Annotated in this window: 19 protein-coding genes; 4 read left to right on the forward strand and 15 right to left on the reverse strand. The window is 71.5% G+C overall.

All coding sequences use genetic code 11. The features are described 5' to 3' along the window. The first annotated feature begins 143 nt into the window (after positions 1-143). A complete protein-coding gene (locus AC0IY1_RS18905; protein WP_471771533.1) occupies positions 144-2,342 on the forward strand; it encodes a transglycosylase domain-containing protein in 2,199 nt (732 codons plus the stop codon). Between the two features lie 115 nt (positions 2,343-2,457). Here the strand turns inward: AC0IY1_RS18905 and AC0IY1_RS18910 are convergent, their stop codons facing one another. From AC0IY1_RS18910 to AC0IY1_RS18920, 3 genes are all read right to left on the reverse strand, one after another. Further along, complete coding sequence (locus AC0IY1_RS18910) at positions 2,458-3,975, reverse strand: FAD-dependent oxidoreductase (protein ID WP_471771535.1); 1,518 nt, start codon at positions 3,973-3,975, stop codon at positions 2,458-2,460. Positions 3,976-4,090: 115 nt separating this feature from the next. After that, positions 4,091-5,353: an OprO/OprP family phosphate-selective porin gene (locus tag AC0IY1_RS18915; RefSeq protein ID WP_471771537.1), complete on the reverse strand. Its 1,263-nt coding sequence runs from the start codon at positions 5,351-5,353 to the stop codon at positions 4,091-4,093. Positions 5,354-5,436: 83 nt separating this feature from the next. Beyond that, on the reverse strand, positions 5,437-6,276 hold the full coding sequence (locus AC0IY1_RS18920; RefSeq protein ID WP_471771539.1) for an aldo/keto reductase: 840 nt from the start codon (positions 6,274-6,276) through the stop codon (positions 5,437-5,439). A 273-nt stretch (positions 6,277-6,549) separates the two neighbouring features. On the opposite strand from AC0IY1_RS18920, the gene AC0IY1_RS18925 reads away from it, so the two are divergent. Next, a complete protein-coding gene (locus tag AC0IY1_RS18925) occupies positions 6,550-7,617 on the forward strand; it encodes an adenylate/guanylate cyclase domain-containing protein (protein ID WP_471771541.1) in 1,068 nt (355 codons plus the stop codon). After that, positions 7,614-8,096, forward strand: a complete 483-nt coding sequence (locus tag AC0IY1_RS18930) for a YaiI/YqxD family protein (RefSeq protein WP_471771543.1) — start codon at positions 7,614-7,616, stop codon at positions 8,094-8,096. The genes AC0IY1_RS18925 and AC0IY1_RS18930 overlap by 4 nt, the downstream gene beginning before the upstream one ends. Before the next feature lie 188 nt (positions 8,097-8,284). Here AC0IY1_RS18930 and AC0IY1_RS18935 read toward each other — a convergent pair whose 3' ends face one another. From AC0IY1_RS18935 to AC0IY1_RS18975, 9 genes are all read right to left on the reverse strand, one after another. Beyond that, positions 8,285-8,560, reverse strand: coding sequence for a BrnA antitoxin family protein (locus AC0IY1_RS18935; RefSeq protein ID WP_055956975.1), 276 nt, complete (start codon positions 8,558-8,560; stop codon positions 8,285-8,287). 23 nt (positions 8,561-8,583) lie between these two features. Further along, positions 8,584-8,808 (reverse strand): hypothetical protein, encoded by a 225-nt coding sequence (locus tag AC0IY1_RS18940; protein ID WP_055956977.1) that lies wholly within the window; start codon positions 8,806-8,808, stop codon positions 8,584-8,586. A gap of 304 nt (positions 8,809-9,112) precedes the next feature. Next, positions 9,113-10,042, reverse strand: coding sequence for a DMT family transporter (locus tag AC0IY1_RS18945; RefSeq protein ID WP_056278025.1), 930 nt, complete (start codon positions 10,040-10,042; stop codon positions 9,113-9,115). 99 nt (positions 10,043-10,141) lie between these two features. Further along, entirely contained in the window at positions 10,142-11,410 is a 1,269-nt protein-coding gene (locus tag AC0IY1_RS18950) for an arsenic transporter (protein ID WP_055956981.1), read from the reverse strand. Positions 11,411-11,460: 50 nt separating this feature from the next. Further along, on the reverse strand, positions 11,461-12,576 hold the full coding sequence (locus AC0IY1_RS18955; protein ID WP_471771545.1) for a metallophosphoesterase family protein: 1,116 nt from the start codon (positions 12,574-12,576) through the stop codon (positions 11,461-11,463). Between the two features lie 5 nt (positions 12,577-12,581). Then, complete coding sequence (locus AC0IY1_RS18960; RefSeq protein WP_471771547.1) at positions 12,582-13,907, reverse strand: MFS transporter; 1,326 nt, start codon at positions 13,905-13,907, stop codon at positions 12,582-12,584. Between the two features lie 159 nt (positions 13,908-14,066). Continuing rightward, a complete protein-coding gene (locus AC0IY1_RS18965; protein WP_471771549.1) occupies positions 14,067-15,608 on the reverse strand; it encodes a glucosamine inositolphosphorylceramide transferase family protein in 1,542 nt (513 codons plus the stop codon). A gap of 66 nt (positions 15,609-15,674) precedes the next feature. After that, positions 15,675-16,982, reverse strand: a complete 1,308-nt coding sequence (locus tag AC0IY1_RS18970; protein ID WP_471771551.1) for an NAD(P)/FAD-dependent oxidoreductase — start codon at positions 16,980-16,982, stop codon at positions 15,675-15,677. A 117-nt stretch (positions 16,983-17,099) separates the two neighbouring features. Beyond that, a complete protein-coding gene (locus AC0IY1_RS18975) occupies positions 17,100-17,579 on the reverse strand; it encodes a DUF2721 domain-containing protein (RefSeq protein ID WP_471771553.1) in 480 nt (159 codons plus the stop codon). 210 nt (positions 17,580-17,789) lie between these two features. Between AC0IY1_RS18975 and AC0IY1_RS18980 the strand changes: the two genes are divergently transcribed. Then, positions 17,790-17,990 (forward strand): hypothetical protein, encoded by a 201-nt coding sequence (locus tag AC0IY1_RS18980; protein WP_055957159.1) that lies wholly within the window; start codon positions 17,790-17,792, stop codon positions 17,988-17,990. Positions 17,991-18,107: 117 nt separating this feature from the next. Here AC0IY1_RS18980 and AC0IY1_RS18985 read toward each other — a convergent pair whose 3' ends face one another. From AC0IY1_RS18985 to AC0IY1_RS18995, 3 genes are all read right to left on the reverse strand, one after another. Further along, complete coding sequence (locus AC0IY1_RS18985) at positions 18,108-19,337, reverse strand: adenylate/guanylate cyclase domain-containing protein (RefSeq protein WP_471771555.1); 1,230 nt, start codon at positions 19,335-19,337, stop codon at positions 18,108-18,110. A 174-nt stretch (positions 19,338-19,511) separates the two neighbouring features. Beyond that, positions 19,512-20,567, reverse strand: a complete 1,056-nt coding sequence (locus AC0IY1_RS18990; RefSeq protein ID WP_471771557.1) for a helix-turn-helix domain-containing protein — start codon at positions 20,565-20,567, stop codon at positions 19,512-19,514. Positions 20,568-20,679: 112 nt separating this feature from the next. Then, positions 20,680-21,576 (reverse strand): AraC family transcriptional regulator, encoded by an 897-nt coding sequence (locus AC0IY1_RS18995; RefSeq protein ID WP_055956997.1) that lies wholly within the window; start codon positions 21,574-21,576, stop codon positions 20,680-20,682. Between the last annotated feature and the right edge of the window lie 138 nt (positions 21,577-21,714).

Raw genomic sequence — 21,714 nt, forward strand, 5'->3', positions numbered from 1 at the left:
CGAATCGCGAGGCTCGTCGAATTTCCCCTGGTTTTTCAAAGCTTTGAAAAATCAGCCGGTTAACACCCCTTAAACCCGCCGCAATTACCGTGCGCAAGCAGGGTCGCTCGAATCGCGAACGAACCTTGGGGCAGACGGGACGCATGGCGAAGGGACGTGGCGGCACAGGCCGAGGGGAGCCGAACTTCGACGTGCCCGAGGGCCGCGTCGGAGACCCGGCCGATCTCGACCTGCGGCTCTCGCGCGCCGATCGCGCGGGAGGCGGCGTGGCACGAGGCGGGTCAGGTTCACAGGGCGGCCGCGGCGCGAAGAGCCGTGCCCCCGCCCCATCGCGGGCGCTGCGCAAGGCGCCGCGCCGGGCCCGCCGCTCGATCCTCGGCCGGCTCGTCTACGGCGTCCTCGTCCTCGGCCTCTGGGGCGTGATCGGCATCGCGGGGCTCGTGGCCTATCACGCCTCGCAGCTGCCGCCGATCGACCAGCTGGCGGTGCCCAAGCGTCCGCCCAACATCGCGATCCTGGCGAGCGACGGCTCGCTCCTGGCCAATCGCGGCGAGACCGGCGGCCGGGTCGTCAGCATCAAGGAATTGCCGCCCTACCTGCCGCGCGCCTTCGTGGCGATCGAGGACCGGCGCTTCTACAGCCATTTCGGCGTCGATCCCGTCGGCATCGCCCGCGCGGTCGCCCAGAACGTCACCCGCCGCGGCGTCTCCCAGGGCGGATCGACCCTGACGCAGCAGCTCGCCAAGAACCTGTTCCTGACGCCGGAGCGCTCGGCCTCGCGCAAGATCCAGGAGGCGATCCTCGCCCTCTGGCTGGAGCACAAGTACAGCAAGGACGAGATCCTCGAGCTCTACCTGAACCGCGTCTATTTCGGCGCCGGCGCCTACGGGGTGGAGGCCGCGGCCCAGCGCTACTTCGGCAAGCCGGCGAAATCCGTGACCCTGGCGGAGGCCGCGATGCTCGGCGGCCTCGTCCAGGCGCCCTCGCGCCTGGCGCCGAACCGCAACCTGCCGGCGGCTCAGGCCCGCGCCGCCCAGGTCGTCGCCGCGATGGAGGAGCTGGGCTTCGCCAAGCCCGCCGAGGCCAAGCTGGCCCTGGCGAGCCCGGCCCGGCCCGCCGGCGTGCGCGGCGGCGGCTCGGCCAACTACGTCGCCGACCTCGTGATGGACGTCCTCGACGACTTCGTGCAGAAGTTCGAGAGCGACATCGTCATCGCCACCACCGTCGATACCGGCCTCCAGGGCGCCGGCGAGAAGGCGCTGGTGGGCGAGCTGAACCAGAAGGGCGGCCGCTACAACGTCGCTCAGGGCGCCCTCGTCTCGATGAAGCCGGACGGAGCGATCCGCGCCCTGGTGGGCGGGCGCGACTATGCGCAGAGCCAGTTCAACCGCGCCACCACGGCCAAGCGCCAGCCCGGCTCGTCGTTCAAGCCCTTCGTCTACCTCGCGGCGGTCGAGCACGGCCTGACCCCCGACACGGTGCGGGACGACGCACCGATCAGCATCAAGGGCTGGAGCCCGGAGAACTATTCCCGCGATTACCGGGGACCCGTGACCCTGCGGGACGCCCTCGCGCTCTCCCTGAACACCGTGGCGGTCCGCCTCGGCCAGGAAGTCGGGCCCAAGACCGTGGTGCAGACGGCCCAGCGCCTCGGCATCTCCTCCCCGCTGCAGGCCAACGGCTCGATCGCGCTGGGCACCTCCGAGGTGACCCCCCTGGAGATGGTGGGCGCCTACGCCGCTTTCGCCAACGGCGGCACGGGGGTGATCCCCTACATCATCGCCAGCGTGAAGAGCGCGGACGGCAAGGTGCTCTACAAGCGCAAGGACGGCGGGCTCGGCCGCGTCATCGACGCCAACGCGGTCTCGATGATGAACGCGATGATGCACGAGACCTTCGTCACCGGAACCGCCAAGAAGGCGGAGGTTCCGGGCTGGGACCTCGCCGGCAAGACCGGCACCAGCCAGGAGTTCCGCGACGCCTGGTTCATCGGCTATTCGGCCACCCTGGTGACCGGCGTCTGGCTCGGCAACGACGACGGCGAGCCGACGAAGAAGGTCTCGGGCGGCAACCTGCCGGGCGAGATCTGGAAGGCCTACATGACGGTGGCGCTGAAGGGCCAGAGCCCGGTGATGCTCCCCGGCGCCAACCGCTGGCGCAACCGCGGTCCCGCCGAACCGGCGGTCACCAACAGCACCCCGGGCGGCCTGATCGGTGCCCTCCTGGGCGAGCCGCAGGCGGCCGCCCCGCCGCGCCCGGCCGCCCGCCACGCGGATGCGAGCCGCGGCCCGAGCCAGGACGACCGCAACTTCCTCGAGAAGCTGTTCGGGGTCGGCGAGTAGCGCCAGCCCCTGGCCCGGGTCCGGATGATCCTCGCGGGGTGACGGGTCCGGGCTTCGTACAGGCTGAGCGCGGACCTGCTGATGCGGGTCCGGCTGCCGTCCAGCCGGACCCGTGTCAGCCGTCCGCTCCCCAGTTCAGCCCGTGCTGCGCCTGGAAGGCGGCCAGCGTCGGGACGGAGGCTTCCGCATCGGCGAGGGCCACGTAGCCATCGGGCCTCACGAGGTAGAGGGCGTCCCGGGCGAGGCCCACGTGCTCGGCTTCGGGGCTCCAGGCAAAGACGTGCAGGCCCAGACCCTGCTGCGCGCACCAGCGCGCCAGGTCCGGTGCCGCCGCCCCATGGACGTGCACCCGCCATTCCGACCCCACCACGTCCGCGCCCGCCACCCAGGGCAGCCGATCCCCGCCATGGATCCGGCCCGCCCGGCCCGCGCTGAGCGCACTGTGCCGATAGGCCAGAGCGATCTGCGAGATCGTTCGGAACAGGGAGCGCCGGAGGGCCGGGGATCCGGCGACGAGCGGCGCCAACAAGGGCGCGAGCCTGGTCCGCCAGAGCTGCGCCAGGGGGTTCTCCGACGTCGCCAGGGTGAACACCCGGTCCGTCGTCGCGACGAGGCGGCGGGCGAAGCCGATCCGCTCGGTCTCGTAGGTGTCGAGCAGGGCATCGTCCGCCCGCCCCCGCAGGCAGGCGGCGAGTTTCCACCCGAGGTTCATCGCGTCGCCGATGCCGGTGTTCATGCCCTGCCCGCCGGCCGGACTGTGGATATGCCCGGCATCGCCGAGTAGGAAGGCGCGCCCGTCCCGGAAGCGGGCGGCGACCCGGTGATGCACCCGGTAGGTCGAGAACCAATTCACGGTCCGCGGCGCGATCCGCAGCCGCTCCAGCGCCGTGGCGGCGATATCGTCGAAGGTCAGGCTCTCGCGGCGGCCGGCATGATCATCGAGCACCGTCCCGACGAGGCGCACCCGCCCGCGCTCCGCGAGGGGGAACACGGCCAGGAAGTCGGCGGCCCTGTCGAGGTTGAGATGGATCTCGCCGTCGACGGCCGGGCCGTCCGCCGCGATGTCAGCGACGTAGAAGAAGCGCTCGTAGGTGCCGCCCGGGAACCCGATGCCCAGGGTGTCGCGCACCGTCGAGCGGGCGCCGTCGCACCCGGCCAGGTAGGCGGCCGCCACCTGCACCTGCGCCCCCTCGGTCGTGCGCAGGGTGGCGACGACGCGCGCCCTGTCCTGCGTGAACCCGACGAGTTCGGTGCCTCGCTCGACCCGGATCCCGGCCGCGGCGAGGTGCTCGATCAGGAGACGCTCGTGCGCGTCCTGCGGGTAGATCAGCAGGAAGGGATAGGGCGTCGGGTCCCGTGGGTCGGCGGAGAAGGCCAGGCGGGCGCGCCGGGTGCCGGCGGTCCAGAGATTGACGGCGGGCACCCGGTGCCCGGCGCCGACGACCGCATCGGCGAGGTCGAGGAGGCGGTAGAGTTCGAGGGTGCGCGCCTGAATTCCGAGCGCCCGGGAGGTGGTGCCGGGCGCCTCCGCCCGGTCGACGATCCGGACGCGGATGCCGAGCCGTGTCAGCCAGAGGGCGAGGACCAAGCCCGTGGGACCGGCGCCGACGATCAGGACTTCCGTGCGTTCCATCGATCGTCGCGCCGACCCGGACCGCCGGGCGCGGCCCGGCCTGCGAGCCCATCGTAGCACCGCCCCGGGGGCAGGCCGCAAGCCTGCCCAACGGGCTTAGGCCGCCCCGGGCCGCCTACCAGTAGAGCTGAAACCGCCCGATGAAGCTGTCCGCGTCGATGGTGCGGCCGCCCTGCACCGCCGAGGGGCTGGTGTGCGAGCGGACATAGTCCGCGACCACGCGAATGTTGCGGTCTGGGTACCAGTTCAGCCCGACCGTGACGTCGCGCTCGATGCCGCCGCGGATACCGGCATCGTCGAGGTCGATGGCGCTGAAGCGGGTGCCGAGTTCGAACACGCCGATCCCGCCCCGCGAGACACGGTCGGCCTCCGCCACCTGCACGCCGGAGAAGACCGCGTAGGTGGCGCCGTAATCGGGGGCGAGCTTGTAGGCGCGGCCCTTGCCGTTGAGGACGACGCTGGCCTGGATGTAGCCGCCCTGGAAGCCGACCGTGCGGGCGCCCCCGTAGCGCTCGACCTCCGTGCGGATGTACTCGGCCTGGACCAGGAAGGGGCCGTCCCGATAGGCCGCCTCGAGGCCGATGCGGCGGACGCCCGACGCGTCGCGGATGTCGCCGGTGTCGACGAAGTCGCGCTGGTACAGGAACGCCTCGGACCGGCTCGACAGCGACAGCCCCTGCCCGTCGCGGGGCAGATCGCGAAAGCTCCCGGCGAGGCCGAGATGCAGCACCCGATCGTCCCCGTGGATCGGCGCGTAGGTGGCGCGCCCCGTGGCGGCGACGCCCTCGCTGCCGATCCCCGTGTTGGCGTTGCCGCCGAAGACGCTGGCGACCACCGTCCAGTCCTCCCCGTGGCGGCCGAGCGCGAAGCCGAAATTGCGGGCGGGCGCGAAGGCGTCGGCGAGCGAGCGCTCGGTGAACAGGGTGTTGTTGTCGCTGGTCAGCTGGTCGAGGCTGAAGGGCTCCTTCATGTTGCCCACCGTCAGGAGGGTGTTCTCCAGGCCGGTATAGGCCGCGGCGGCATCGTTGATCGGCCGCATCGGGTCGGCGAAATCATACTGGAAGGCGAGTTCCAGGCTCTTGCCGAGGGTGAGATAGCTCTCGATCCAGGCCCGGCGCACCGCGAAATTCTCCGGGAAGGGCTCGGGAAAACCCGCCTGCCGGATGGACGCGGCCCCGTAATCGAGCTGCAGCTTGCCGCCGATGCGCAGCTTGGCGACATCGGGGAAGCGCAGGGTGATGCCCTTCTCGTCGATCGTCAGGGTCTCGCCGTTGGGCTGGTCGGGATTGCGCGCGTCGCGCTCGGCGTCCTCGGACAGCGCCGGGGTCCCGGCGAGGCAGAACAGCCCGAGGAATGCCGGACCCAGCCATCGCGCCATCGCTCGCACTCCTCACCTGTACCCGGCGCCGACCGTCGGTGCCGGATCATCCCCGGCCATTGGCCACAACTTCGCCCGGGCCGCTACAGCATCGGCAGGCTGCGCGGGCGCGGACCACGCAGGAAGGCTGCGTCGAGGGCGGCGCAATCCTCCGGCGTCAGGGTGATCGCGCCCGCCGCCGCATTCTCCCGGGCCCGCTCGGGCCGCGCCGTCTTCGGGATCGTGAAAGTGCCCTCCTCCCGTGTCAGGAACGCGACGGCGATGGCCCGCGCCGTGGTGCCGTGCGCCTCCGCCAGACGGGCGAGCACCCGGCCTCCGCTGCTTCCGGCCTCGGGAAAGTCGCCGCTGCCGAAGGGCGAGTAGCCGACCAGGGCGACCCCGTTGCGACGGCACCAGGGCAGCACCGCGTGCTCGATGGCGCGCTCCTGCAGGTGGTAGAGCACCTGGTTGCAGGCGATCTGGCCCGGTCCCGCGATCGACAGGGCCGCGTCGAGATCGGCGACGTCGAAGTTGCTCACGCCCCAGGACAGGATCTTGCCCGCCTGCTTGAGGGCGGCGAAGCCCGCGATGGTGTCCTCCAGCGGGATGCGGCCCGGCCAGTGCAGCAGGTAGGCGTCGAGGTGGTCGGTGCCGAGGCGCTTCAGCGAGCGCTCGCAGGCGGCGACCACCCCCGCCCGGCTGGCATTGTCCGGCACGACCTTCGAGACCAGGAACACCTCCGCGCGCCGGCCCGCGATGGCCTCGCCCACCAGGGGCTCGGCCTCGCCGTACATCTCGGCGGTGTCGATATGCGTCAGGCCGGCGTCGAGGCCCGCCCGCAATGTGGCGACGGCGGTGGCGTGATCCGCCTGGTCGAGGTGCCAGGTGCCCTGTCCGATGACGGGCACCGCCGGCCCCGCCGCACCGAAAGTCCTGCTCCGCATCTGCCGCGTGCTCCCATCATGATGACCGTCCTTGCCAACGCATGGCGGCCACACCGGTCCCCGATCCGCCGGTCTGCGTCACCTTGGCCTTACTCGCGCCATCATGGGACGGTGATCAGGACGGGGTTCGAAGCTCGGCGCGCCAAGGGGCTGCGCCGCCTGCGGACCCATCCCCGAAGGGGCCAATCCGTTGCGCAGCGCTGCATCCTCCCCCACCCCTGCCGGATCGCCGCCGCCGGCCCCCGCCGGGACACCGCACGGGGGACGCCGCTGATGCTGCCGCAGCACCGCTGGTTCTGGCTCCTCATCCTCATCGCCTGCGGCGGCGCGGGCCTCCTCTACAACGTGCTGTTCGCCGGGGGCGCGACGCCCCTCGCGGGCCTGACCTACGGTCTGGCCGTGGGCGGCACGACGCTCGCCTTCGACCGGGGCATGATCCTGGGGGGCCTGCAGGCGCGGATGCGCCGGATGCCGGCGAAGTTCTACGTGCCCGCGGCCGAGCTCGCCTACGTGCTGATGATCGCGGCCGGCATCGCGCTGGGCGGATTGCTGGTCTGGGCCCTCGGTCTCACCGACGACGACCTCAGCCACGCCGTGCGGATCACCCCGCGGGTGCTGGCGTACTGCCTCGCGGTCTCGGCAATGCTCGTCTTCGTCATCCGCATGCGCGATCTCATCGGCGGCGAGGTCTTCGTGAACTTCCTCGTCGGGCGCTACCACCAGCCGGTGCGCGAGGAGCGGATCTTCCTGTTCCTCGACGTCGTCGGCTCCACCGCCTTCGCCGAGACCCACGGCGACCTGAAGGCCCAGGCTTATCTCGGCGCGGTCTTCGCGGCGCTCGCCGAACCGGTCCGGCGCAACGCCGGATCCATCGACGATTACATCGGCGACATGGCGATGATCACGTGGCCGTTGGCCCGCGGCCTCAAGGATGCGCGCTGCGTCGCCTGCGTGTTCGACGTGATGGATCGACTGGATGCGGAATCCGAGGCCTGGATGGCACGGTTCGGCACCGTGCCGCGTCTGCGCGCCGCCCTGCACGGCGGCTCGATCGTCACGGCGGAAGTCGGCGTCGACCGGCACAAGATCGCGTATTTCGGCGATGCGGTGAACGTCACCGCGCGCATCGAATCCCTGTGCCGGCCCCTCGGCACCGAGATCCTCGTCTCCGACGACCTGCTCACCCGGATCGCGCGCCTGCCCGCGGGCATTCGCGCCCGGGCCCTCGGCGCGCACGCCCTCCGCGGGCGCGGCCAGCCCCTGAGCGTCTCGACCCTGGAGCGGGTCGGGGCGGAGACGGGGGAAACGCGCGTGCCGCCGCATGCGGTCGCCGCGCAATGACCGAGATCGCACCGTCCCGGTCCATCGTCGTCTACATCGACGCGGATGCCTGCCCGGTGAAGGACGAGACCTACCGGGTCGCCGGCCGCTATGGCCTGCACGTCTACGTGGTGGCCAACAGCTTCCTGGCGCTGCCCCGGGAGACGTGGATCGAGCGGGTGGTGGTGAGCGACGGGTTCGACGCCGCCGACGACTGGATCGCCGAGCGGGCCCGGCCCGGCGCCATCGTGGTCACGGCCGACGTGCCCCTGGCCAGCCGCTGCGTGAAGGCGGGCGCCGAGGTGCTCGCGCCCACCGGCAAGCCGTTCAGCGAGAGCGGCATCGGCCTGGCGCTGGCCACGCGCAACCTGATGCAGGACCTGCGCGAGGCCGGAGCGGTCACCGGCGGGCCGAAGCCGTTCTCGGCCCGGGACCGCTCCGCGTTCCTCGGCGCTCTGGACCGAACCGTGATGCGGCTGAAGCGGGGCGGATTCGGCTAGGGCCCATGGGCCGAACCGGCGACCGGTGCGGCAGAGACGATGCCCGGCGAACGGGACACGCCGCCGCGCTGCGCGAAGCGGCTCGGCCGAGGGTCTGTCGGGCTCGTCTCGAGCCAGGCAGACCCTTGATTCCCGTCTGGACGTTTGGCTTTTCGGGGTAACCGGCTCCCGCTGATCCCCGACAAACTCTAGAGCCCGGCGGCAGCCTTGAGTGCCGCGTTGATGCGGTCCTGCCAGCCGGGACCGTCCTTCTGGAAATGCTCGAGCACGGCGCGGTCGAGGCGCAGGCTGACCATCTCGCGGGCACCGGGCACGGCCGAGGCCGGGGCGGCCGACGTGGCGGAAACTGGCTTGGCCGTTCCGACGGGCTTGGCGGTCTCGACGGGCTTGGTGGTGGCGGCCTTGAAGGCCGCCTCGGCGGCCTGTCGCGGGTCGCTCGGTCGACGGGAGCGATCGAATGCCATGGCTTCTCCTCCGCCGGACCGACTCAGGACCGCTTGCGCTTGGGCGCGGGCGGCGGGGCAGCGGCCTTCGCCTCGGCGTCGGCAGCCTCCTTGGCGAGGCGCAGGGCCCGCAGCTTCACCGTCCGCTCGTCCACGGCCTTCACCGAGGCGAGATGCTCGGCCATGGCCTGGGCGCCTTCCTTGGCCATCCGCTCGGCCCGCTCGGCGCGCTCCTCGGATCGGGTCCGGGCGTCGGTCTCGTCGCTCATTGCATTCCTGTCCTTGAACCCTCCCGCACGCGCTCGGCGCGGCGTCGCAGATGCCCGTCGGCGCGGCCGCGTGGGCGGTCCGGGCGCCGGAGTTCGGTGACCGATCAGGTCGTGACGCGCGCCGGACTAGGCCGGGAGACGGCAATCGGGCGGCACGAGAGGCTGTCCACACACCCTTGACGCGGATCGGCTCCGGGCGGGATCGTCGGAGGTTTAGCACGCCGGGCGCCGAAAAGGCCAACGTTTCCCGGCGGCTGCAACCGCTTGTCCTCAAGCTTCGCGTTTTCGAATACGTAGGTGCGGCTCAAAACACCGAGATCAGCACGATGCCGGCGACCATCAGGGCGGCGCCGCCGAGCCGGGCGGGCCCGGCCTTGACCTGCTTCATGCCGACCCAGCCGAAATGGTCGAGGGCCACCGAGGTCAGAAGGTTGGCGGTGATGAGAAGCCCGTTGAAGGCGCCCGCCCCCACCTTGTCGACGAAGAGCAGGCCGCCGAACACCGCCACCGCCCCGGTGATGCCGGCGAGCGGCATCCACCAGCGTACCCCGGACACGTCCTGGCGGGTCGGCAGGGGCGTCGGGCGCACGAGGAAGACCAGCACGAACACGAACACGACGGGCAGGAAGGAGACGGTGGCGGCGAGCCAGGGGTTCACCAGGGCGCCGCGCAGCTGGGAATTCCAGACGACGCCGACGGCCTGCAGGATGCCCGCCACCACGATGAAGGGATAGAGCAGCTTCGGGTTGAGGCCGTGCCCGCCATCCTTGTCCCCGCCCGTGTCGGCGGTGGTCCGGGCGATGAAGAACACGCCGACGGCCATCAGCAGGCCCCCGAGCCAGGGCATCAGCTTGAAGCCGCCGCCCTGGAGCCCGAACAGGCCGAAGGAATCCATCGCCAGCGAGGCCAGGATGTTGGCGGTCAGCGTCAGCCCGTTGAAGGGCCCCGCTCCGACCTTGTCGATGAAGGCGAGCCCGCCGAACACCGCCACCGCACCCGCCACCCCGCCGAGCGGTGCATACCAGGGCATCTTGCCGAGCGTCTCGAGGGTCGGGAGCGGCGTCGGCATGACGAGGAACAGGGTCGCGAACACGAACACGATGGGCAGGAACGAGACCGAGGCAGCCAACCAGGGGTTCACGAGCCGGCCGCGCAGCTGCGCGTTCATCGAATTGCCCAGCGCCTGCAGGACGCCCGCGACGAGGATGAAGGGATAGAGCAGTGCGGCGTTCACGGGGGACCTGGGGCTGGAAACTTCGGGCTAGGGAGTTCGGGCGAGGAAGTTCGGACGCGGGACTTCGGGCCAAGGACTTCGGGCTGAAGACGCGACGGATCAGACGAGGAGGAGGCCGGCCAGCGCCAGCAGCAGCGCGGGCGGCATGACGAGCAGCCCGAGCTTGAGGAAGCGCCAGAAGCCGACGTCCTGGCCCTCGCGGCGGATCGCGGTCAGCCAGAGGATGGTGGCGAGCGACCCCGTCACCGACAGGTTCGGGCCGATATCGACGCCGATCAGGACGGCGCCCGCGACCTTGTCGGGCACGTGAGCGGTCTGCACCGCGGCGCCCGCGATGAGACCGGCCGGCAGGTTGTTGACGAGATTGCAGAGCACCGCGATCAGGGTGCCGGCGCCCCAGGCGGTCTCGACGGGCGACGCGGCGGCCGACTGCTTCAGCGCATCGGCGATCATCCGCAGAACACCGGTCTTCTCCAGGGCCTCGACCAGCACGAACAGGCCGGCCACGAGGGGCAGCACGCTCCAGGAGACGTCCTTGGCGACCTCGACGAGGCCGCCGCGCTTCATCAGCAGGACGGCCGCCGTGGTCAGGCCGCCGGCCACGAAGGTGGGCAGGCCGAGGTCGAGCCCCAGGGCCGAGGCACCGATGAGCACGCCGCCGGTGGCGACGATGCCGAGGCCGGCGACGAGACCGGTCCGCGACAGGCGTGACGCCGGGACGTCGGTGGCGACCTGCTGATCGCGCAGGACGGAATTCTGCGTCAGGCGCAGGGTCGCGTAGGTGGCGACGATGGCGAGCACCGAGGGCAGCGCGAACATCGCCAGCCACTGGGTCAGCGGCGGCATGTGCTCGGCGAAGACCACGAGATTGGCCGGGTTCGAGATCGGCAGCACGAAGCTCGCCGCATTGGCGATGAAGGCGCAGATCAGGAGGTAGGGCAGCGGGTTCTCGACCTTGGCGGCCTTGGTTGCGGCGTAGACGGCCGGGGTTAACACCACCGCGCAGGCATCGTTGGAGAGGAAGACCGTCACCACCGTGCCCACCCCGTAGATCAGGGTGAACAGGCGGGTGGCCGAGCCCTTGGCCGCCCGCACGGCGATGCTGGCGAGCCAGTCGAATAACCCTTCCTTCCGCGCCACCTCGGACATCAGCATCATGCCGATGAGGAAGAGGTAGACGTCCGTGCCCTTCAGGACGCCCTCCCAGGCGGTCCCGGCCGGCATCAGGCCGAACACCACGAGGGCCGCGGCGCCCAGCACGGCCCAGATCGCCTCCGGCCATGAGAACGGACGGGTGATCACCCCCAGGGTGGCCACGGCGGCGATCGCCCATGTGACAAGGTTCGGGGTCAGCGTCAGCGCACCCATCGGGCTCGGCGTCCTTGAAAGAGAGTAGGGTCAGGCGGGGCGGTTGCGCCTTACCAGTGGCGCCCGTTGCGGTTCGGGCCGAGCTGGGTGCCGAGGATGCCCCGGTCCGGCCAGGCGCCGACGGAATCGGCGTCGCTGCCGAGGCCCTTGGAGGTGACCAGGGCGCTCGCATCGCCGGCCGGCTCGATCTGGTCCTCGCCGACGCCGCCCTCGGCATCCTGTGCCCGGACGGTGAGGCGCCCGGCGCCCGCGCGCCAATCGACGGTGGCCCGGAAGCGGCAGTCGCCCTCGGCGCGCCGCATCGGGCGCCAGGGACCTCCATCGATGCTGAACTCGCAGACCGCGGTCCGCCCTGCGCCGAGCACCAGGGCACGGATCTCGGTGGTCCCCGAGACGATGTGATCCTCGGCATGGGCGAGGCGGCGGTCGGCCGGCGCGGTGATCACCACGAAGGGCCAGCGCTGCGCCAGCTCCTTGAAGCGCCAGCTCACCACGCCCCGGTCGATCGCCGCGATGGCGTAGCCGACCGGCCCCTCCTCGATCTGCCCCGTCGAGCGGGTCGCCGCGTAGATGGTCCGGCCGTCATTGGCGAGCTCGTTGTAGTGGGTGTGCCCCATCTCGACGAGGCGGATGCGCGAGCCGTGCACGAGCGCGGCGACCGTTGCGGCCTCGCCCTCCCCCGTCAGGTCGGCGGGGTAGCTGTGCATGAACAGGGCGCAGTCCTGTCCCGCCGCCTCGGCCGCATCGACCTCCTGGCGGAGCCAGGCGACCTGCTCGGCGCCGAGGCGGAAATCCGGCCCGCCGGAGCCCGGCCCGCACATGTCGAGGAACAGGCAGCGGCTGCCCGACACCGTCACCGCATAGGGCAGGCGCGGCGCGCCGAGCCCCTGATAGAACGCGTCGAGGCTCCCGCCCTCCATATCGTGGTCGCCGGTGATGACGTGGACCGGCCGGCGCAGGCGGTCGAGTTCGGCCCGCACCAGGGCGTACTGCTCGGGCGTTCCGTTATCGGCGTTGTCGCCGGGCACGTAGACGAAATCGAGCCCGTCCACGGCGTTGATCTGGTCCACGATCGCATGGACGTCGCGGGCGTTGTCGGCGTCCGCGTCGGTCAGGTGCAGGTCGCCAATATGCGCGAAGGCGAGGATGTCGTCGGTGGCGCTCATGTGGGTCAGGCCGCCGTCGCGGGGACGGGCGTCAGGCCGCCGCCATCGGCGCCGGACCGGCCGGGCTCGTAGCCCCGCGTCTCCGGCATCGCGAAGAGGTAGAGGGCGAAGCCCAGACCCGCGATGGCTGCCAGGGACAGGAAGGCGGTAGAGTAGCCCGCCGAGACGATGATGACGCCGGCGAGTGTCGCACTGAGCGCCGCGCCCAGGCTCTGCGCCGTGGCGACCGCCCCCTGCGAGACGTTGAAGCGACCGGTACCCCGGGTCAGGTCGGCCACGATCACCGGGAAGAGGGCGCCGTAGATTCCCGCACCGACGCCGTCGAGGAGCTGGACGCCCACGAGGTAGAACGGGTTGTCGGACAGGGTATAGAGCACGCCGCGGATCGCCAGGACGCCGAAGGCGGCGAGGAAGATCGGCTTGCGCCCAATCGCATCGGCCTTGGCGCCCACGAACACCGCCACCGGCACCATCACCAGCTGTGCCGCCACGATGCAGATCGCGATCAGCGAGGTGGCGTTGTCCTTGCCGGACAGCTTCGTCAGCAGCTGGCCCACCGAGGTGAGCATCGCGGCGTTCGAGAGATGGAACAGCGCGGCCAGCACCGCGAACACCAGCAGGTACTTGTTCTTCAGGAGCGCGGTGAGGCCGGAGGGCTCCTCCTGCCCCTCGGTGCGGGCCTGCGTCTCGGTCTGGTCGAGGCCGCGGGCCAGGTCGTCGTCGATGGAATCGGCCGGCACCATCAGCATGGCGCCGATGCTGCACACCGCCAGCAGGGCCATCAGCCAGAACACCACGATCGGTCCGAAGAAGTAGGCCGTGCCGCCCGCAATAGCCGCCGAGACGGCGTTGCCGGCATGGTTGTAGCCCTCGTTGCGGCCGATGCGCTTGGCGAACATCTTCGGGCCAACGACGCCGAGGGTGATGGCGGCGAGGGCCGGCGGGAAGATCGCCCCGGCGATACCTGCCACCGACTGGGTCGCAGCCACGACGTAGAAGTTCGCGATGAAGGGCAGGACGAGGCAGCTCACGGTCACCGCCACGGCTGCGGCGATGACGATGGCGCGCTTGTGGTTGGTCCGGTCGATCAGCGCCCCGGCCGGCGTCTGGGCGATCAGGCCGGCGATGCCCGCGATGGTCATGACCAGACCGGTGGTCGCTTCGTTCCAGCCCTGGTCCGGGCCGCGCACGGCGATCAGGTAGATCGCCAGGTAGGGACCGAGGCCGTCGCGGACGTCGGCGAGGAAGAAATTGAGGGCATCGAGGCCGCGCAGGGCGCGGGCCGAGGGATTTCGCATCGCAGCCGTGTGAGGGGAGAGCGGCTCGGCCATGAGGGGGCCCTTCCGGACGTTCGAAGCAGGACGATGTGAGATCGGGCGCGCGGGGGACCGGACACCCCGCCCCACCAGCGGTGGCACAAGCGTGGGCGGCAGTGATTGTTCCTGGGCGGGGATTAAAATGTCCGTGATGACGTAAGTGACTGCGAAACGTCAGGTTTCGGAAGCGACGGCCGTCCCGCTGCGGAAGCGTCGGCGAACGCGTCCGGCACCGTCGATGAATTCAAAATGCGTCGTCCGGTTGAGGGTGTGCAGGCCGGTGCCCGGGAAGCGCGGGCCCGAGCGCAGGATCATCTCCACGCTCTGTGCATAACCCGCCTCGTCCAGGCGTCGGATCCGGGCGAGGCCCAGCGCCCCGCCATAGCCGTCGCGGCAATCCTGCACCGGACGGAACAGGGCGCCGTCCCGGGCGACGATGCGGCCGCCGGACCGGGCGGCGGCGATGTCGATCAGTACCGGATTTGCGGGATGCGGGGTCCACGGCCCGCGGAAATCCGGCGCGGACCAGAGGTGCAGGCTGTCGGAATACGACCCCCAGGCCGCGAAGGGGCCGTCCTGCTCGCCGTCGTCCCGCACCGTCGCGAACAGCCACCAGCGTCCGTCGTGCCGGACGAGGGTCGGGTCGCTGGCATTCAGGCCGGAGATCAGGGTCGCCTCCTTCACCCAGCCGCCGGGAAAGGCGGTGGCGCGATAGAGGTCGAGGGTTCCGGTGGCGCCGCTCTCGGGCACCATCCAGTAGGCGCCGCCCTCCGCGAACACGAAGGGATAGGAGAGGTGGTGGGCGGCCTCCAGCACCGGCACCGGCGCCCCGAGAGGGCCGTCGGCGCCGAAGCGCACGGCCGAGATCACGCCCTTCTGCAGGACGTGGCTGTAATCCTCCACGAACAGCACCGTGCCGGCGGCATCGGTGATCGGGAACGGATCGGCGTAGAAGCGGCGTCCGTCATCGCGCAGGGTGTTCCAGCCGGTCTCCGGATGGGCCTGGAGGTCGATGAGGTCGGGCCCCTCGAGCCGGCGCCAGCCGACCCGCCAATGGGGCGCCCAGGTGCAGAGGGCGTAGAGCAGGCGGCCCGTCATCCGGGTGCAGGTGCGGACGGCACGCGCCGCGAGGGCGGCCGCCGCGAAGCCCGTCGGCGCCGGCCCCGGGACGGGGGTTCCGTCGGAGGCGAGCCGCGGCCCCGCTCCGCCCAGGGCGGCCAGGATCAGGCTCGTGGTCCGAACCAGGGCATCCTCGAAGGCGGTGAGCATGATGCCCCGCGCCTCGGTTCCGACGCGCCCGGAGGCGACGACGCGCCCGCCCTCGGTCAGGCTGACCACGGGTGGGCGCCCGGCCAGCAGCGAGGCGAGCAGGGCGGCCTCGCCGCTGGCCCCGTCGAAGGCCAGCCGCCAGACCGGGACGCCGGGCGGGGCAACCGCGTCACCGCAGAGGTCGAGGATGAGGTCGGGCGCCCCGACAGCCGCTGAGGCACGGGCCAGGAGATCCGCGCGCTCCACCCGCAGGGCCGGCCCGGTGCGCGGCAGCCGGCGCAGCATCGCCTCGAGTTCGAACAACAGCGCGGCGTTGGGCGGAAGGGCGCCGGGTCCGGGCGACAGGTCGAGGGACACCGACAGCCCGGGGCGGTGCAGGAGACGTTCGATCAGCCGGAGGTGCCAACGGCGGCACAGGCCCCCGTCGAGGCGAACGCTCAGGCGCATGGAGACGGATGTCCTCGGACGAGGGAGTATTGCTACCCCCCGGCATGGCGCCTCCGGCGGGAGGCGTCAATCCGCGCGCTGGCGCCCCTGCACCGGGTTCCACCGCGGCCATCCCAGGAGACGCTGCGACGCGAAGGGCGCCACCGGAACGGCGGGCGGGGCCCCGGTGGCGAGATCGGCCACCAGGCGCCCCGTGATCGGACCCGTCGACAGGCCGATATGGCCGTGGCCGAACGCGAAGATCAGGCCGCGATGCCGGGGCGCCGGGCCGATTACCGGCAGGCCGTCCGGGGTCGAGGGGCGCGCCCCCATCCAGGGACGGTTGTCGAGGCTCGCGCCCAGGCGCAGCGTTCCGCCCGCCTCCTGTGCGGCGGCCTCGATCTGAACGTAGTCGGGGGGCGCCTCGCGGGCATTGAGCTCGACCCCGGAGAGCACGCGCACGCGCCCCTCCCCCATCGGCGCGATGATCGAGCCGGCGCCGGTGTCGAGGACCGGGCGGGTCAGGGGCGGGCTCTCGGGGTGCAGGGCGTAGTGGGCGTGATAGCCGCGCTCCGCCGCGAAGGCGAAGCGGTAGCCGAGGCCGCGGGCGATCTCGCCAGAGGCGGCGCCGGCCGCCAGGACGACCTGGCGCGCCCGCACCGTGCCGCCGTCGTGGCGGACGCACCAGCCCTCCGCCTCAGGCTCGAGGCCCGTCGTAACCATCCGGAGCGTTCGCCCGCCGAGCCCGAGATAGAGCTGTTGATAGGCCTCCAGCAGCCCGCCCGGATCGCTCACCGCGCCGGTTTCCGGCAGGAGCATGCCCTGGGCGTAGGACCGGATCAGGGCCGGCTCTGCGGCGCGGATGTCGTCCGGGTCGAGGATTTCGAAGGACACGCCGTGCCGGCCCAGGATCGCGCGCTCCAGGGCCGCGCCGGCGAAGGCGGCGTGGGTGCGGTAGAGCTTGATCCAGCCGCAGCGGCGCAGCAGGTGGCCGGCGCCCGCCCGCTCGGCCAGGGCGAGATGCGCGGGCAGCGCCGCGCTGGTCAGCGGCAGCAGGGAACCGGCGGCGCGCTCCCAGGCGGAGGTCCGGGCGGAGGCCAGGAAATGCGCCGTCCAGGGCAGCACACGGGCGACGTGGGTGTGGCGCAGGCGCAGGCCCCGGTCAGCGTTGCGCAGGTAGGACGGCAGCTTGGCCCAGAGGGCCGGGCTCGACATCGGGAAGATCGAGCCCCGGCTGATCACGCCGGCATTGCCGTAGGAGGTCCGGGCCCGCGCCTCCCCGGGGTCGCAGAGCAGGACGTCGAGGCCCCGGTCCCGCAGGGCGATCGCGGAGGCGAGCCCGACCATGCCGCCCCCGACGACGACCACCTCCGCCTTTACTGTCTCGACGCTCATCGGACCTCGTCCCATCCCTGCCGGCGGACTGGCGCGTATCAGGGTGCGGCCCAATGATCGAGACCGCTGGCGCGCACGCCTGCCCCTCGTCCGCAGCGAGGCCGGTCCGCCCGCGGCTCAGGAGGCGCCGCGCTCCTCCGCATGCTCCTGCTGGCGGTCGACCTCGTCCCGGATGCCGCGCCCGGCCATCAGGATCTCGACGAGGAAGGCACAGACCGCGACCACCGTGCAGACCAGCGCCACGCCGAAGCAGACGAACAGGATCGAGGCGGTCGCGGCATCGCGCAAGGCCCCGACGAACAGGGTCAGCACCGCGATCCCGGTCATCACCGCGCCGGCGGAGGCCAGGACCACGGCCGCGTCCAACACGAAGGAGCGCCGCCGCAGGTACGACAATTGCCGGGAGAGGCGCACGGCTTCGTGGGCGTCGGCGGTCCGCAGACCAGCTGCCGCGGCATCGACCTTGTCGGCGACGCGGCCGAGGCGCGTCGAGAAGACGTTGAGGAGTGTCGCGAGCGCCGTCAGCAGGAACGCGGGCGCGAGGGCGACCTGGATGACGTGGGCGATGTCGTCGGGCGCGACGGGCATGGTGGACATGAAGGCCTGATAGGCGAAAGCGCGTCCGGCCGAAATACGCGGCGGTGCTGCCCACGGCGCCCGCGGCCACGGTGTCCTCAGGCTCCGATCCCCGATCCTCCGGGGCCCGCAGGGAACCGTCGCGCGACAAAACGATTGACGCCTACATTGGATCTGTTCTAATTCGTAAGTAGGAACGGCGCTGAGCCGCCCAGGATGGAGATCACCGACATGGCGAACGCGAAGTGCGAGAGCTGCAAGTTCTTCGACGAGCACAAGGTCAACGGCGCCGCTGCGGCCGCTGACGAGGGCCTGTGCCGCTTCAACCCGCCCGTGAACCAGCCGGGCCCGTCGGATCACGGCCTGTGGCCGGTGGTCGGCTCGGCCGACTGGTGCGGCCACTTCTCGCCCGAGATGACCGCCGCGGAATAAGCAGCGGCCTCGATCCCGCTTCGATGATTCCGAAGGCCAGCCGCGAGGCTGGCCTTTCTCGTTCCCGAGCCCGTGTCTTCCCGGAGAGCGCTCGGCTTCCGCGAACGGGCCGCGGCGTCACGCATCGGCCTCGGCGTCGTCCGGAAAGGCCAGCACCTCCAGGGGATCACCGACGCCGCGCAGGGGAAAGGTCCCGAGGGGCACGAGCTGGTGTCCGTCGCTGGAGCGGGCCGCGAAGGCGCCCGAGAACAGCACGCTGACGTCGAGGACCTTGGTCAGGCTCTCCAGCCGGGCCGCCACGTTCACGGCCGGCCCGATGATCGTGAAGTCGAGGCGCGAGCGCGAGCCGATATTGCCGTACATCACCGCGCCGACATTGACGCCGATGCCGTAGCCGAGGCGCGGCTGTCCGCGCTCGGCCCGCGCGATGTTCAGCGCCCGCATGGCGGCCCGCGCCTCCAGGGCGGCGGATTGCGCAGCGGTGCAGGCGGCCGGCGTATCGAGGTGGAAGATCGCCAGCAGGCCGTCGCCCATGAACTTCAGGATTTCGCCCCCGTGCCGCTCGATCGGCAGGGAGATCGCGTCGAAGTAGTCGTTCAGCAGGGAGATCACATCGTCGCGCGGCCAGAGCTCGGAGATCTCGGTGAAGCCGCGCAGGTCGATGACCATGATGGCGGCCTCCACGGTGACGCCGCTGCCGCGCCGGGTCGCCCCGTTGAGGATCATCTCGCTGGCATGCGGACCGACATAGGTGTCGAGGAGCAGGCGGGTCAGGCGGTTCTTGTGCCGGACCTCCGTCACCACCGACAGAGCCGGCAGGAGCGAGGCCAGCAAGTCGAGGTCGTCGGGCTCGAACCCGCCGGGCCGATCGGCCGAGAACGAGATGATGTGGCTCTTGCCAAGGGTGTAGTGCAGGGGCCAGGCGACGTAGTCGGTCAGGCCCTCCGCGCGCAGGTCGCGGTAGATCCCGTAATCGGTCGCCGGCTGCGCCGGCTCTTCCAGGCGCTTCCGGACCCGCTCCGCACCGTTGAAGATCTCGGCGGCCGGGCTGAGCTTGAACTGGTCGGTGTCGACGATGCCGTACTCGAAATTCTGCAACTCGGCGGCTGCCGCGCCGGTGCGCCAGAGGATGCGGGTTCCGAGCCAGAGGGGATGATGCGTCCGCAGGTGGATCGTGCCCCGCGCCACCGGGATCCCGGCCTCGCGCAGGCGCCGGCAGAACGCCACGAAGATATCGTCGAGGAAGCGCTCCCCCCGGGTTCCGGCAAGGAGCCAATCGAGCATCTCTCCGCGCAGCTGCGCCCGCGCGAACCGGCGCGTCTCGTCCTGGTGCAGGGGACTGTTCATGTCCGCGCCTCGTTGCCTGCTGTCGCCGTCCGGGCCGGGCACGGCGTGCCGGGACCGGCCGGTGGTTCCGCGATCATGGGGCCGCGGCCCCGCTCGCGCCAGGGCGCTTTCCAGGACAAGTCGCCGTCACGACGAGGCGCCGTGACGCCGATGCAGGGTCGCGTCGAAACACGGTCATGCCGAGACATCTTGGCGATCCGCGCCCGGCTGCTGCGGCTCGACCATCCGACGCCAGCGGCCGGGGCTCATGCCCTCCTCGCGGACGAAGACGCGGGTGAAGTGGCTCTGGTCGGCGAACCCGCAGGCGAGCGCGATCTCGGCCAGCGACGGGCCGCGCCCGCGCATGAGGATCTTGGCCCGGGCAATGCGCTGTCGGACGAGCCAGGCATGGGGCGACACGCCGAGGGATTGGCGGAATGCTCGGGCGAAGTGGCTGACGGAGAGGCCGCACTCCGCCGCGATGGTCTGCAGGCTCGGCGTGTCGCCCAGCTCGGCGCGCAGGCGGTCCTGGGCGCGGCGCAGCTGCCAGGGGGCGAGCCCGCCCCGGGCAGGCTCGGCGGCGAGGCCCGGGGCGGCATGGAAGCCCGGATGAGCATGGAGGCCCGGATCGGCATGGAGGCCGATCAGATGCGCCCCGATGGCCCGGCCGATCTGCAGGCGAAAGACGGCCGCGCCGCGGTCCGGCCGATCGAGGGTGGCGGCGGCGCTGGCAGCGAGGTCGTGGATCGTGGGGTCGACCAAGACCTTGCCGTCGACCGGCTTCAGGGCCGCGAGCGGATCGATGTCCCCGAGGCCCATGCTCTCGGTCACCTCGGCGAGGAGCCGGCGCGACAGCCAGATCTGGACCGCGCCGCCCCGCTCGGCGGCCGGGGGCCTGTTGCGGTGATCGAGGAGCGTCACGGAACTGGTGCAGACGCGCTCGGGGGCGGGGCGGAAGCAACCGCCCGCCGGCCAGCCTCCGTCATCCGCCAGCTGCACCCGGATCAGCAAGCCGGCGCCGTAGCGCTGCGGCTGCGGTGCCGCCGGGCGTCCACCCGCGCGGAGGTCCGAGACCACGATGCCGTCCGTTTGCGGATCCGGCGAACGGGTCGTTCGGACCGGGTCGGAGCGGGGCTCACGCTTGGGTTCGACCGTGCGCGGGCGCAGGCCCGGCTCCGGGGCGGGCCGCCGGCTGCGTAGCAGCGGCGGGATCGCGATCCGGACCGCAGGGGTGTCGGCTGGCCGATGCATCCTCGTCTCCACACCAGACCTTCGGGTGAGGACACCATGCCGGCGGGGTGCGGCAAGGGTCTTTCGCAGACTTGCTCGGCCGTTCCGCGATCCTGCTGTTTGCCGGGTCGCCTCAGGGCGAGAGCTGGCGGTATTCCCCCGGCGTGCAGCCCGTGACCCGCTTGAACGCGGTGCTGAAGGCGGCCTGGCTCGAGAAGCCGGACGAGAGGGCGACGTCCACCAGCGGCAGCTTGCGCTCGGCCAGGAGCCGGCGGGCGCGGGCCAGGCGCTCGGCGCTGACGAAGCCGTAGGGCGTCTTGCCGGTGACGCGCTTGAACAGGCGCGCGAAGTGGAACGGGCTGAGGCAGGCGGCGGCGGCGAGTTCGGTCACGCTGAGGTCGCGATCGAGGTTGTCGCGGATGAAGGCGATCGCCCGCTGGATGCGCTCGGGACAGTCGTGATCGCCACCGGCCGCATCGGCACCGTCCGGACGGTCATGCCCGTAGGCCTGTGCCACCCGGGCCGTGAGGGCGAGGGCCGCCGCCTCCACCATCATCCGGCCGGCCGAGGATTCCTGGATGAGCTCGCTCAGGATCGACAGCCCGATCTGGCGGATGAGCGGGTCCGGCACATCGGCGAGGTAACGCACGGTGTCGGCGCGGATGCGGGCATCGCCGTAGAGATTCGCCAGGGCCGCGAAGCGCTCGGCCGGCAGGTAGATGTGCAGGATCTCGCTCAACGGGGCCGAGATGTTGATGTCGTCCTCCCCGACGCCGACGGGGCAGAGCCAGATCGTCCCCGCCTCGACCGCCGTGCGCTGGCGGAGGCCGGCGCCCTTGCGACTGACATGCGCGCCCGGGATGCGGCGGGTCGCCAGGGTGATCTCCATCTGGGTCGGCACGATCGCCGGCAGGTCGCCGGCCGGGTGCGAGCGCAACTCCGCCGCGACGCCCTGCCACTGCCGGCCCCGGGAGGTCGCAAGCAGGCCGGCATGGGGAAACTTGTGCGCGCTGTGCCGATGCAGATCCATGCCCGCAACGTGCAATCCATGCGCCGGGCGCGCCATTATACAGGTGTATCGGAGACCCCCGGGCGCGGGTCCGCTATCCTGGCGGACCCCGGTGGATGAGGTGCATGCGGCACGGTTTCTCGCGGCAACGGTTCTCAG

Source organism: Methylobacterium sp. AC690 (assembly GCF_979256535.1).